At 59.6% G+C, this 13,205-nt stretch carries 11 protein-coding genes; 3 read left to right on the top strand and 8 right to left on the bottom strand.

Annotation, left to right across the window (positions count from 1 at the left end):
• Window positions 1-187: 187 nt before the first annotated feature.
• From ACYZT3_RS18020 to ACYZT3_RS18005, 4 genes are read right to left on the bottom strand one after another with little or no spacing between them, the layout of a single operon-like run.
• Complete coding sequence (locus ACYZT3_RS18020; protein WP_462030411.1) at window positions 188-568, bottom strand: hypothetical protein; 381 nt, start codon at window positions 566-568, stop codon at window positions 188-190.
• Window positions 565-1,098 carry a hypothetical protein gene (locus ACYZT3_RS18015; protein ID WP_282381195.1) on the bottom strand — a complete coding sequence of 178 codons (534 nt, stop codon included), beginning with the start codon at window positions 1,096-1,098 and terminating at the stop codon, window positions 565-567. Before ACYZT3_RS18015 ends, ACYZT3_RS18020 begins: the two co-directional genes overlap by 4 nt.
• A complete protein-coding gene (locus ACYZT3_RS18010; RefSeq protein ID WP_462030410.1) occupies window positions 1,098-1,529 on the bottom strand; it encodes a hypothetical protein in 432 nt (143 codons plus the stop codon). Before ACYZT3_RS18010 ends, ACYZT3_RS18015 begins: the two co-directional genes overlap by 1 nt.
• A 7-nt stretch (window positions 1,530-1,536) precedes the next feature.
• On the bottom strand, window positions 1,537-1,902 hold the full coding sequence (locus tag ACYZT3_RS18005; protein WP_462030409.1) for a hypothetical protein: 366 nt from the start codon (window positions 1,900-1,902) through the stop codon (window positions 1,537-1,539).
• 573 nt (window positions 1,903-2,475) lie between these two features.
• Between ACYZT3_RS18005 and ACYZT3_RS18000 the strand changes: the two genes are divergently transcribed.
• Complete coding sequence (locus ACYZT3_RS18000) at window positions 2,476-2,832, top strand: DUF6124 family protein (protein ID WP_282381201.1); 357 nt, start codon at window positions 2,476-2,478, stop codon at window positions 2,830-2,832.
• A 101-nt stretch (window positions 2,833-2,933) separates the two neighbouring features.
• Here ACYZT3_RS18000 and ACYZT3_RS17995 read toward each other — a convergent pair whose 3' ends face one another.
• Genes ACYZT3_RS17995 through ACYZT3_RS17980 form a run of 4 tightly spaced genes read right to left on the bottom strand, consistent with a single transcriptional unit; the run spans window position 2,934 to window position 8,491 of the window.
• A complete protein-coding gene (locus ACYZT3_RS17995; protein ID WP_462030408.1) occupies window positions 2,934-4,313 on the bottom strand; it encodes a curlin in 1,380 nt (459 codons plus the stop codon).
• A 27-nt stretch (window positions 4,314-4,340) separates the two neighbouring features.
• The gene (locus tag ACYZT3_RS17990; protein WP_282381205.1) at window positions 4,341-4,802 is read right to left on the bottom strand and encodes a curlin; all 462 of its coding nucleotides are present in this window, start codon (window positions 4,800-4,802) and stop codon (window positions 4,341-4,343) included.
• A 60-nt stretch (window positions 4,803-4,862) separates the two neighbouring features.
• A complete protein-coding gene (locus ACYZT3_RS17985) occupies window positions 4,863-7,109 on the bottom strand; it encodes an Ig-like domain-containing protein (RefSeq protein WP_462030407.1) in 2,247 nt (748 codons plus the stop codon).
• Window positions 7,110-7,144: 35 nt separating this feature from the next.
• Window positions 7,145-8,491: a hypothetical protein gene (locus ACYZT3_RS17980; protein WP_462030406.1), complete on the bottom strand. Its 1,347-nt coding sequence runs from the start codon at window positions 8,489-8,491 to the stop codon at window positions 7,145-7,147.
• Window positions 8,492-8,768: 277 nt separating this feature from the next.
• Here ACYZT3_RS17980 and ACYZT3_RS17975 point away from each other — a divergent pair, with 277 nt between their 5' ends.
• Both ACYZT3_RS17975 and ACYZT3_RS17970 read left to right on the top strand, forming a co-directional pair.
• Entirely contained in the window at window positions 8,769-10,217 is a 1,449-nt protein-coding gene (locus tag ACYZT3_RS17975) for a sensor histidine kinase (protein WP_462030405.1), read from the top strand.
• Between the two features lie 183 nt (window positions 10,218-10,400).
• Window positions 10,401-13,205 carry a multicopper oxidase domain-containing protein gene (locus ACYZT3_RS17970; protein WP_462030404.1) on the top strand — a complete coding sequence of 935 codons (2,805 nt, stop codon included), beginning with the start codon at window positions 10,401-10,403 and terminating at the stop codon, window positions 13,203-13,205.

The following is a 13,205-nucleotide window of genomic DNA, read 5'->3' as shown; positions in this document are numbered from 1 at the left end:
TTTAAATCCACCCCTCATCGGAACGCCGCCCGTCGATCCCTCCCGAAACGTCGGACCGGCCCATAGGGGCGAGGGGGAGAGGGAGAGGGAGTTGATCTTGTGCTTTTCAAAACCTGAATTCGATTCGTAATTGCAGGTCGTTAAATTTCTTTTAAACACCTCGGTCAGTTCCCTCACCTAGGCTCGGCTAAACCAGGCCCGTGTATCTGGCCCAACCACACATTGCAAACATCCAGACAACGCAGAATAGATTGATATGACCAGGAATTACGATCCAAGGCCGCAGATGTGCAGGAAACGTCTTCACTTCTTCAATTGAGACGGGATCTAAACGGCGCTGATACTTGAATACCAATAGGGAATAGACCATTCCCATACTTCCTAGCCGGCTCAAGAAACTGCCGGACGGTTTAAATCGGTATTGCTCGACCAGATTCGATTTCACAAAGTGCGCCTGGCATTCCTCCGCTTTGACGTAGGCGGCGTATACCGATACCGCTGTGTTCACCAACATCACTGCCGCCCAAAGTAAACAAGATGCCAAAAACGCCCAGTCATGCCGACTCATGGAGCGGTAACCTGATAAAGCATTTCGCCGGCAACTTCACCGAGAACTGCCCCCCCGTCTGCAGTACCGGCGATCACAGCCCCACTCACCACCAACATACAAACGAGTCCACCTAGCCCTGCCGTTCCAGCGCCAATGGCTGCACATGTTGCAGGGGCAACCATCGGGGCCAGTCGGCCTGCCGCTATGCCACCCAAAACGTTGCCAGACAATTTCGAGCCCTCCACAAACTTCACCTGACGACATTCCTCTTCGCGCCCACTGCGGCAAGTCTCGCTAATTTTCATTGCGGCTGAACCTGCACCCAGAGCAATCGCCACGTAACCACCTACCTTCATATATTTAGCGGCTTGAGAGACTGCCGAGATGTTCGTTGCGTAACCCGGTAACTGCGTTGGAGAACCTGCTTTGTTCCAATGATGAATAGTTTTGCGAGACGAAAGCCCCAACGCTCTTTTGAGCTTAGGATGATCTGCGAGCCCGAGTCCCTTACGCACCAAAGGCCCGAAACCGGCGTCCAGTTTCGCCATCAGGCGTTTGCGTCGAGCAAAAAACTCTGGTGAATGAAGATGACGATGTTGTCGGTACTGCTCTTGATGTAAGCGCTCCAATTCTTTGAGAGTGTCTCCGAGGTCTTCCAGTGACGACCGACCATAAACGACGCCACGCCTAGTCCACCTGAAGAGATACCTAGAAACGGTTCTATAACCTCATGGTGTTCAACCATAAACGAAGCCTCTTCATCACTCAGATCATTGAGCGCCTCGTTGACCTTCTCGGCAGCAATCATCATCTGCGCCTCTTCACGCCGGCACATGTAGTGCCGTGGATCGCTGAAGATCACCATTTGCCCCGGTTTCACCCTTTCGCCGAGATGGCGATTGAGCGAACGAAATTCGCGACGTAACGCATCGCTTGGCGAACTCTCGTAAAGTGAGCGTTCCGACGACTCAAGACTCATGGCCTTTTCAACAATATGAAAGCCCGACTCGGCCGGTTTGGGCTGCGTGAAGGCGTGATCTTCGACCAGATGTTGCGCCGGGGGGGGCGGGTTTGGTTTTGAAACCGTTCCATGATCCGCCTCCGTTATCCGTATTGACGCGAGGTGTGACTATCGCCCAATCGCCGTTGCTCACGGCCTGAATCAGTTTTTGCTGGTGGGCGGTTTGCATGTAGTTGGAGCGGTTGGCGCCCACGGCATTCAGCAGGTCGTCGAAGCCTTGTAAGTCGTATGGGTAGTTCAGGGCCTGACGAAGCGCATCGGCAGCTTGATGGTTGTCGAGTACTTGGCCGCTCTGGCCGGCGAGTTGGTGTTGGGGGATGAGTTTGGTCACGCTTTGTGCCCGGTCCTTGGAAACGGGGCACTTTGGCGATAGGGCTCAATGGTGGATGCCGGGGGATTCGGTTTGGCTTGTAGGGGAAGTCCGAATTTTTCTCGGTGTTTGGGGGAGGGTGGTTTGTCAGTAGGTTATTGGCCTGCCTGCGATTGCGGCCTGACAGCCGACCAGTCTCTTGCAGATGGACCCAGTCCAACAGGGAATATGTGCTGATTCGAGGGGCGTGTTTAATGGCGTTTAGCGTTACTTCCTGAAAGCTACAGATCCTTGCGCCGTTGCCTACGACTACGCCAGAATCCGCCGGCTTGTACGCTTTGTATCTGGTCTTTATCGTTTCCGGGCCGCTGAATTCAGCGGCCGGGTTTAGCGACCCGGACTATTCAAAGTGCATCAGCGTTCCAGACTTTCTTGCTGACTTTTGATGTCTGCAATTACGTTATGGTGGCTGTATGCGGGAGATCTTCGGGTCTACCGGGTGCCTTTGGCCGGTTCGCTAACCTGCATACAGTCGCCACCCTTACTTGTTTAGCGACAGGTTCTGGTGGCGCTATTTTCCAAAGGAGCTTCACCATGTTCAAAGCCACACCCAATCCCCCAGGAACCGACACCGTTTCCCCCTACGCGTCACCCGATTCAAAAAAACTCCACGAAGCCGCCGACCGCGCCCTCGACCATTACCTCAATCCCCACGAAGACATACCCGAGCGCAAACCGAGGACGATGTTCGTCATCGCCCCGGACATCGACACCGAAAGCCTGTTGGCACACGCCTGTGAATCGCTGGCTTCGGCGAGTGTCATGGCCAGTGATTTCGCGGTGTTTGTGGAGGGGCCACAGCGCAGCATGTTATTGGGCATCCAGCAGGTCATCATGCTGGCCGACCTGGCGGTGAATCGGGCGCTGGATAACATCGATCCGCAGGCGTAAGCCGTACCATCGATCATTCCCACGCAGAGCGTGAGAACGATCAACCGGGACAGGCAAAAAACCGCGACCCTCCAAGGGCCGCGGTTTTTTATGCAGCGCGATTATTGCTGCAGCACAGTCGCCTTGTTGTCAGCACCCAACTGCTGCACGGTCGCAGTCTGGGTCATGCCACTCTGAGTGACGCTGGCGATGTTGCCGGTGCCGCCCTGAGTGACGTAGGCCACGTTCATGGTGCCGGACTGGTCGAAGTTGGTGGTGTTGCCGATGCCGGTGCTAGTGCCCTGGGCCAGGTTGGTGGTGCCGCGCTGGTCGGCGATGAGGATGTTGTCGCTGCCGTTCTGGTCGAAGTACAGCTCGTTGTAATTTTCAGCCTGTTTGACCGTGGTTTTGTTGCCGGTGCCCGTCTGGCTGGTGGTCATGATGTGGCCGACGCCGTCTTGTTTGAAGCTGGCGGTGTTGTTGTTGCCGGCCTGGGTAATGGTTGCGCGCTGGCTGCTGCCGAATTGGCCGCCCAGTTGCGGGCCTTTCCAGTCGCTGGCGTAGACCTTGTTTTCAGTCCCCACGGAGGTGGCGTTCAGCACATGGCTGTCGCCGCTCTGATAGGTGAAGTGCACGTTGCCGGTGCCTTGTTGATAGAGCGCCAGGACCGAGCCGACGGAGTCGAACTGGTCGGCATAGATCGCGTTGACGTCGCCGACTTGCAGGACCTGGGCATTGTTGTTTTCGCCGAAGCTTTGGTCGACCACGGTCTCGTTGGTTTGCCCGTACTGGTTGACGGTGGCCTCGCTGGCGGTTTGCCCGCCTTGCCAGACTTCGGCGCCGTTGAAGTCGCCGAACTGGTTGATGGTCACGGTGCCGCCGTTGCCATCGCGCTGGTCGCCATAGGCGTAGTTGCCTTCGCCCGCCTGGTTGAGATTGATCTGGCCACCCATGTGGGCGATCTGTTCGGCGGTGGCGTAGTTGGCGGTGCCGTACTGGATGATCACTGCTGCGTTGGCAGTGCCCAGTTGGATCTGTTCGATATTGGCCTCGTTGCTGTCACCAAACTGGAAGGTTTGACCGGAGGTGCCTTCCTGACTGTCCTGATAAATGAACGAGAAGTTGCCGGTGCCTTGCTGTTGTTGCAGCGCTTCGTTGCCGCCCATGCCGATCGACTGGCTGGCATGGCTGGAGTTGCCGCTGCCGACCTGTTGTTGGGTGATGGTGCTGCCGTTCTCGAACAGTTGCTCGGCGTAACCGGCGTTGTAGTCGCCGAGTTGATCTTGGGTGATGGTGCCCGTGGCGTTGTCTTGCACCGCCGCGGCATCGTTGCCCTGGCCAAGTTGTTGCTGGGTGGCGGTACTGAATGGAGCCGCGGTCTGTTTCACATCAGCGACGTTGGCGGTACCGAGCTGGTCCTGGGTGGAAACGCTGTCGTCGGCCATCGCCTGGGCACTGACAATGACCAGGATGGCGGCGGTGAGGGGCGTCAGTTTAAACATGATGAAACCTCCAAATGGTGCAGTGCTTTAGCGGTATTGTTTGACCGAAACGCTCATGCCATTTCCGGACTGGGTCACGGCGCTTGAAAGCCCCGTACCGGCCTGGTCGATGCTGGCGTCGTTGTTGTTGCCGTTCTGGGAAATCTGCGCGCGGTTGTGGCTGCCGGTCTGAGTGATCGAGGCGGCGTTGCCGGAACCTTGCTGGGTGATCATTGCCATCAGGTCGCTGCCTTGTTGCAGGATGTAGGCTTCCTGATTACTGCCCGACTGGACGATGCGACCGAGCAGCGACTGGCCGTTCTGTTGCAGCAGCGCAACGTTGGCCTGGCCGTTCTGATCGATCAGTGCTTGCTGGCCAATCGGTGGGGGTAACTCGCCGAGGTCGGCGCCGGGGGCCAGGTCGTCGTTCTCCATCAAATCGTCGGCGCGCACGCCCGCACTGCTGCAGAGCAGAAGCAGGCAGAGCAGGGCGGCGGTCGACGTTTTCATGGCTGCGTCCTTTAGGAAGAGGCCGGCCCCACCCACCGAATCGGCGGGTGGGGCAAGGGCTCAGTTGGAGATCACCGACACCGTGCGCACGGTGCCCTGGGACGAGCGGATGGTCGCCGTCGGGTTAGCCGACGGAATCACCGTGGTGCTGTTGCTCACCGTCAACCGCCAGCGCCCGGTCACCGGCACCGTGGTGGTGCCCAGGGTTACCAGCACGGTCGGGGTGGTGACCTGCACGGTGATGGTGTTACCGGTGGTCACCGATGAGGTGCCCGCAAAGTCCCAGGTGAAGCGGTTATTGGAGCGGGCCGACACCGTTGCCGTGGTCACCGCAAAAGTTTCCGCAGCAGGCCTTGGCGAGACTTGCACCGTGACCGTGGCCGGTGACGTCGACAGGGCGCCGAAGCTGTCCCGGGCGATGTAGGTGAAGGTCGTGGTGAAGGCCGTCGTGACCGTGGCCGGTGGGGTGTAGGTGATCACCGTGCCGTTGCTGCTGACGGTGCCGCGACCTGCCGGTGGTTGGGTGAAACTGGCGACCGCTAGAGGCACGTTACCTTCCGGGTCGGTGTCGTTGGCCAACACGTTGATCGGAACCGCCACGCCCAGGGTTGCGATGCTGTCGGCGACCGCCGCCGGAGACTGGTTAGGCGCAACGGTAATGGTCACGGTCGCCGCAGCGGTCGAGGCCAGGCCTTTGACGTCTTGAGCCTTGTAGGTGAAGGTCGTGGTCAGCGGTGCATTGACCACGGCGGGTGGGGTATAGACCACCGATGCCGCTCCGTTCAATGCCACGGTGCCTTGGCCGGCGGCCGGTTGGGTCAGCGCGGTAATGCTCAGTGGCGTGTTGCCGTCCGGGTCACTGTCGTTGGCCAACAGGTTGAGGGTGATGGGCACCCCGAAGCTGGTGCTGCCGGTATCGGCAACGGTCATCGGCGCCTGGTTCTCGCCGGTATCCGGTGCGGTCCCGACAACTACGACGAGCTCGGTATCGCTGCCGCCCGCCGCGGATTTGACCGTGACGCTGGCCGGTGGCTGAGTCAGGTCGGCGATGGTCAGGCGTTGCAAGGTGCCGGATTTCGACAGACGTCCGTAACCCTGCGCGACCATGTCTGGCACTGCCACTTCGTCAGTGGAGGTCGCCTCGATCAGCAGGCTGTGATTGCTCCAGTTGTAGTGAGCAGTCTGGATTTTCACCACGTCAGTGAGCTTGCTCGATACCGCCGTAGGGCGAGTGGTACCGGCCGGGTTGGTGGCGGTGAGCACCACGACCGGAGGCACGAGGCCGCTGAACAGACGCTGGCCGAAGTACAACCCTGTGCCGTCACCCACCATGTTGGTCAGGCATGGCGTAGGCGGTGGGCCTGGCACAAGGGCGACGGTTTCGCGGAAGCACAAGGTAGAGCTGTTGTCCGCTTTGCCAAAGACTTCGACCCGGGTGCTGGTACCGGTGCCCGAGGCAGTGCGGCGGTAGGTTGCACGGCTAAGGTCTATATGGGTTTGCGCACGATTGTCGAGGACTTTGCCGGCCAGTGTGAACAGGTTGCTCTCGATCGTCCCGGCCGGGCCCTGGATGCGCACAAAGTTGGTGTTGTTGGGGCTGCCGGTGACTTGTTCGGTGAGGTTCGGGTCGCCGACGAAGGTTTCGATCGCGCCGGTGTCCGGGTTCACTTCGGTGTAGGGGCCGTTGACGCTGCGCAGGAAGGGTCCGATAGCACCGTTCAATGCCCCGTTGAAAACTCCCGGCACACCGACGCCGATGTCTCTGGTGAGGTTGATTGCGCGACGACCGGGGGTGGTGACGTTGACCGTTTCCACGCCATAAGGGTGAGTGATGGTGTAGGTCCCGGCGACGGGCACATTGATCCGCATGCGAATCCGCGCAAAGCTGATTTGATCGCCATCGAGCGGATTCCCGCCGGCAAAAGCTGCTTCTATCCCGGCCACGTAGGCGTCCATTCCATAGCCAGCGGCATTGTTGGGAATGTTCGTCCCGGCGAGGAACCAGAAGGCTTCGTCTGGCCAGTTATCCGGGAACACCATCGGCAGGGTGTCGTCGAAAATGCCCGGTGCCGGCAGCAGGGTGCACATGTAGGCCGGTGGCGTGGCAGCCGGTACCCGCGAACTGGTGGCTCGGGATTGGCACAGTTCCATCGACAGCAGATTGTTGTCCTGATACCAGATCGGGAATTTCCCCGAGGCAAAGGTATAAGGACCTGGGTCGACGGCAGCGAGTTGCGCGTAAGCACTGCCGGACAGCGATAGAGTCAGTCCCAAGGCGTTAAGTGCCAGGCGTGGCCAATTGTTCATGATGCCTCCTGATGAGGATCTGGGCATGTGAGCGTTCATTGCACGATGACCACTTCTTCGGTATCGCTGCCGCCATTGGATGACGTCACCCGAACCTTGGCCGGCGGAATAGGTGAGATGCCGGTGGCCAGGCTTTTCACCGCGCCGTCGCCACTGAGGGCGCCGATGGCGACACCCGTGCCAGAGGTGGCAGTGAGCACCGGTGGCGAAGTTTCGTCGCTGGTCGAGGCCACGACCGTTATTTGCCCGGTGCTGAGGCTGTACTCGACACGTGAAATCACCACCATGTCAGTCAGGGGCATGGGTAAGGTGGTCGGCGTGCTGCCAGCGATGGCCAAATGGTTGTCGGCGGTCACTTGCAAAGTGCTCGGCAAGCTCGGGTTGGTCGAAGACTGCGCGTACCAGTTGCCGGTGGTGTCGGCCTCGGAAAAGTTCAACACGGGGTTGTTGCTGTCCAGGGTCACTTTGGCCGGTGGCGGCGGGGCCAGGACGAACACGTCTTGCTGGGCCACCGGAGCGCTGGCGCCGGGTTTACGCGAGTAGGTGCTGCGCTGGGCGATCATGGGTGTCGGCCGGGCCACGGTCGACAACTTGCCGGAGATGGCCATCACCGTAGTGCGCAAATCCAGCCCGTTGGGTCCTTCAATGCGGATGTAGTTGGTATTGAAAGGGCTGCCGGTGAAGGCTTCCACCACGTTCGGATCGCCGACGAATTGCTCGGCTGAGCCGGTGATCGGATTGGTTTCGGTGTAGGGCCCGTTGACGCTGCGCAGGAACGGTCCAATGTCACCTTTGAGCGCGCCGTCGTAGGTCTTCGGCACGCCAATGCCGATGTCTCGGGTCATGTTGATCGCCCTCCGGCCTGGAGTGTCGACGTTGAAGACATCGACGCCGTAGGGGTGGGTAATGACGTAGGTGCCCGCGGTCGGTACATCGATACGCATGCGTATGCGGGCGAAGCTGATCTGGTCACCTTCGACGGGGTCGCCACCGCTGAAGGCGGCTTCAACGGCGCTGACATAGGTCAGGTCGATACCTCGGGCTGCGTCGACGATGGTGCCGTCGCCGGTGAACCAGAACGCCTCATCGGGGAAGTTGGTCGGGAAGACGAGCGGTTGTGTGTCGTCGAAAACCCCGGGAGCCGGCAGCAAATTGCACATGTACGACGGCGCGCCCGGTGCGCTGGGCACTCGCGAGCTGACGGCCTTGGACAGGCAAAGGTCGAGGGTTCGACCGTGAGTGTCCTGATACCAGGCGGCGAACGAGCCGTTGGCGGGTACATAGGGGCCGGGGTCTACGGCAAAAAGCGCCGCTTGTGCGACGCTTTGGGCCAGTGCGCTAACGACCAGGGCGGCCGCGGTTTTGGACAGTAAAGGGTGCATGAGTTAAGCCCTCTATCAAAATGCCTGCCCATGGAGACGGGTCAGTTGAGAGGTCGTTCGGCAACTTCCATACCAACCGGCGAATTACGGCCGGCAGAGGCCCGAGTCAGGGCGTGTCACGCACTAACGGCTTCAGATTGCGGGTTTTGGGAACGGGCCACTGTCCCCAGCATTGGGGGTAGATGGGGATAAGGGGAAGTGGAGGGACAAGACCCAACGTCAGGCAAACGGCCATGAGTGGGCTATAACCCTATAGGGGAATCGCCGGGATACGTCCATGGACATGCTTACTAAAACACTCCAGTACGAGGAGGGTGATATTCACCTGCGCTCGCGCAAGCCACCGTTCAATTTACTGCGCTGGTTTTCGCTCATCAGCCTGGCGGTGATTGGCACGGTGGCGGTGGCGTTGGGGGCGGTGTCCACCCGGTTCGTGATTACCGAGAGCGTGCAGCGCGATGCATTGTTGACGTCCCAGTTCATTCAGGCGATTGCCTCGGCCGAGGTGCGTCATGTGTCGATTCCTAACGTACGGACCATGGGTGAACTGCTCGATCCGCGCAAAGACAAGGACTTTTCCGACGTCGACCCGCTGGCCCGAGCCGATGCCCGAGGCGAATTCCTCGACCATATCCAGCACTTGCCGGACGTGATCCTGGCCAACATCTACGCCCCCGACCGCAGGGTGATCTGGTCGACCAACCCGGCGTTAATGGGCACTACGATCCATGCCGACGAAGACTTGGATCAAGCCTTTGCTTCCAAAATTCCGGTGTCGGCCAGTTATCACGATGTGGACAAGAACCGCATGGAACAGAAGTTCGTGACGCCCCCGGAATACATCTTCATCGAGAACTACATTCCGCTGTTCGATGCCGACGGCGACAAAGTCACGGCGATGGTCGAGATCTACAAGGAACCCAAGGACCTGATCAGCCGCATGGAGCGCGGTCTGGTCCTGATCTGGCTGGCCACTGCACTGGGCGGCGGGCTGATCTTTCTGGGGCTGTACTGGATCGTACGCCGGGCGGCCATTCTGCTGGCAGCGCAACAAAAGCAACTGATCACCAACGAAACCTTTGTCGCCCTGGGCGAGATGTCGTCGGCGGTGGCCCACAGTTTGCGTAATCCGCTGGCGACCATCCGCTCCAGTGCCGAACTGACGCTGGAATTCGACAGCGGCCCGGCCCACAAGAACATCAACGACATCATCGGCCAGGTGGATCGCATGTCGAAGTGGGTGAGGGAGCTGCTGCAGTCCTTGCGCCCGCTCAACGACGAGGCTGAGCCTGTGAATCTGGTGGCGGCGCTGCATGACAGTCTGATGGCTTTCGAGCACCAAATCGAAAAAGCCTCGGTCCACGTGGTGTTCGACCCGCAGCTGACGCCGATGGTCTTGAGCCAGCAGGTGCAGTTGACGCAGATCCTCAACAGTTTGCTGGCCAATGCACTGGAAGCCATGGACAAGGGCGGCACGTTGACCATCACGCTGGAGCCGACCGATTCCCATGGCATCAGCGTGGTGGTGAGCGACACCGGCAAAGGCATGAACGAAGAACAGCGCAGCATGGCCTTCCGGCCGTTTTTCACCACCAAGCACGGCGGGCTCGGCGTTGGGCTGGTTTTGGTCAAGCGGATTATGGAGCGGTTCGGCGGTACGGTGACCCTGGAAAGCCGTGAAGGCGAGGGCACGAGTGTCCGTCTATCGTTCAATTTGGTCCCCTGAAAACGGGGGTAAACTTTCCCCGTTAGCGGGTGCCATTCCCCAGTCGTTTCCCCGGTCATGGCAAATTGATGTTGATAAGCCATTGTTTTATTAGTCTTAATGCTTTTGTACAAAACCGTTACAAATCTGGCGAGGTCCTTGCACGAGCCCCATTACCCCTTCACGACTTTGAGGCGGCTGGTAATGGACAGAAAAGCGCGGTATCCGTTCAGATGGTTCGACCTGACGCGTGTGAGCGTCCTTCTGTCTATGACGCTAGGCACAGCGACTCTACAGGCCAGCCCGATCGACGATGAGCGACAGCCCGAACCGTCCGACCCCTCGGCGTACCACGACGAACCGGCTGACAAAGCAGGCGCCTTGAACGCTATTTTGACCATGCCCCCGGCTAACCTGGATTCCTTCGATTTGCCGGGTGGCGTCAAAGGCACCCGAAAAACCCCGCTCCAGGAAAACATCCTGCCGCCAGCGCTACAGACCAGTTTCAATTACCCTAGTAACGGGAAACCCAGCCCACTGTACGGTGCGCTGCCGTTCACTCAGCCGCTGATGCTGTTCGAAGAATTCGGTCTGGAAAAACTCGACCCCACGACACCGGCGGCACTGTTGCCGTTTCCACCCGCCGCCATCGGTCCGCTACCGCAACAAGACCCCACCAGCGTCGCTCGCAGTGCCCCGCCAAGTGCGGCGCTCGACGCGTTCTTGCGTCAACCGGGCTTGACCCCGTTCCCGAGCCAGTATTCCAACGTGGTCGACCGCAACCCTTGGCAGAAGCAGATTGAATTTTTCCTCAACCGCCGTATCGGCTCGTCGGCGGAAGGCCGTCCGCCAGGAAAAGGCTGGTCGCACCAGCGCTGGAACGAGTTTTACCCGCAGGTGGCCTACAAGACCGTGCAAACCGGCGCACGGGTGAATACCGGTTTGCGTGACAGTCGTCAGATGCACCGCTATGCAATGGGCGAGTTTGGCCCCAATGGCCTCTATTACAATGTGGCAGGCGTGCCGGCGACCGCTGGCACCGCCAAGGGCGTTGAACCGCGTTTGCACCCGAAAATGCCGGTGCAGAAACACAATTCCCTGTGGACCTTCGACGGCACCCTGCCGCCCAAATTGCTCATGGTGCGTTATGGGCAACCACTGTTGATGCGCCATTACAACGGCTTGCCGATCGACCCGTCGGCGAACATGGGGTTTGGCTTGCACACCATCACCACCCACGAACACAACGGCCACGTGCCGGCGGAAAGCGACGGTTATGCCAACGCGTTTTTCTTTCCGGGGCAATTTTACGACTATCGCTGGCCGATCCAGTTGGCGGGCTACGACAGCATCAACACCACGGCTGCAGACCCGCGTGCAGCGTTTCCGTGCTCGCCGGGCGAAACCCTGTGGACCAACGACCTCAACCCCAGCCGCAAGACCTGCAACAACGGCACGATCAAGATCCGCGGCGACTGGCGCGAAACCATGAGCACCCACTGGTTCCACGACCACATGCTCGATTTCACCGCACAGAATGTCTACAAGGGCAACGCGGCGGCGATGAACTACTACAGCGCCCTGGACCGCGGCAATGAATCGGTGAATGACGGCGTCAACCTGCGCCTCCCCAGCGGCAGCGCCTTGCCCTGGGGTAACCGCGACTACGACGTCAACCTGATGTTTTCGGACAAGGCGTGGGATAAGAACGGTCAACTGTGGTTCAACCCCTTCAACACTGACGGCTTCCTCGGTGACCAGGTGCTGGTCAACTGGAAGTGGAAACCGACCCTGGATGTGCGCGCCCGCAGCTATCGCTTGCGCATGCTCAATGGTTCCGTGTCGCGCTACTTCAAACTGGCGCTGGTGCGCGAGATCAAGGGCACCACCGGTGAGTTCCAAGGGCCTGCCGGGTCGGGCGTGTCGTATGCCCGGGTGCCGTTCCACATGATTGCCAACGACGGCAATATCATGGAACACAGCGTACCGTTCGACGGCAGCATGGACCTGGATGCCGACGGTGACAAACAGAACCACAACGCGATTTTGCCAACCCTGGGCATCGCCGAGCGTCACGACATCATCGTTAACTTCTCGAAAAACGGGATCAAACCGGGCGACAAGCTGTTCTTCGTCAACCTGCTGGTGCACGAAGACGGCAAGGGTCCGGAAGAACCCGTCGCCCTGGCTGACGTGCTGTCCGAGAAATACCGGGCGATCATCAAGCAAACCAGCAAGGGGCCAAAGTGGGAGGATGGTGATCCGGCGGTAGGCAAGGTGTTGCAACTCAACGTCAAGGCTTACACCGGTCAGGACCTGGCCATGGACCCGGCCGCTTATGAGCCGGCCAAACCGGGCAAGGCTGAAGGCCTGTTTATGATCCCGCTGAAGATTCACCGCGACAATGCTGCCGACAAGGCGCTGCTGGCCAAAGCCCGCCACCGCACCTTTACCTTCGGCCGTTCCGATGGCACCGATGAAGCGCCCTGGACGGTCAAGACCGACGGCGGTTTCGGGTATCGCATGGACCCGCGCCGCCTGAACGTTTCGACCAAACTGGCCAGCGGTCCGACCGACGCCGGCGTCACGGGTTTCGGCACGCTGGAAGTGTGGCTCATCAAGGGCAATGACACGGGCTGGGGCCACCCGGTGCACGTGCACTTCGAGGAAGGGATCATCCTCAGCCGTGGCGGCAAGCCACCACCGGAATGGGAAAAATGGGCACGCAAGGACGTGTATCGCGTCGGTTCGGAAAAGGATGGTACGGACAATGTCGAGATTGCGATCCAATTTCGCGAATTCGCCGGCACCTACATGGAGCATTGCCACAACACGCAACATGAGGACAACTCCATGTTGTTGCGGTGGGACATTGAGAAACCGGGGCAACTGCAGTTGATGCCGGTTCCGCTGCCGAGCTGGGATGGCGTGCGCTACGTGAACTCCGCCGCGCTGCCAACCTTCCGCACCGGCGACGGCCACGGCACCAAAGCAGAGGTCACACCATGA

Source organism: Pseudomonas sp. MDT1-16, assembly GCF_054898115.1.
This window is presented reverse-complemented; position numbering and strand designations above follow the sequence as displayed.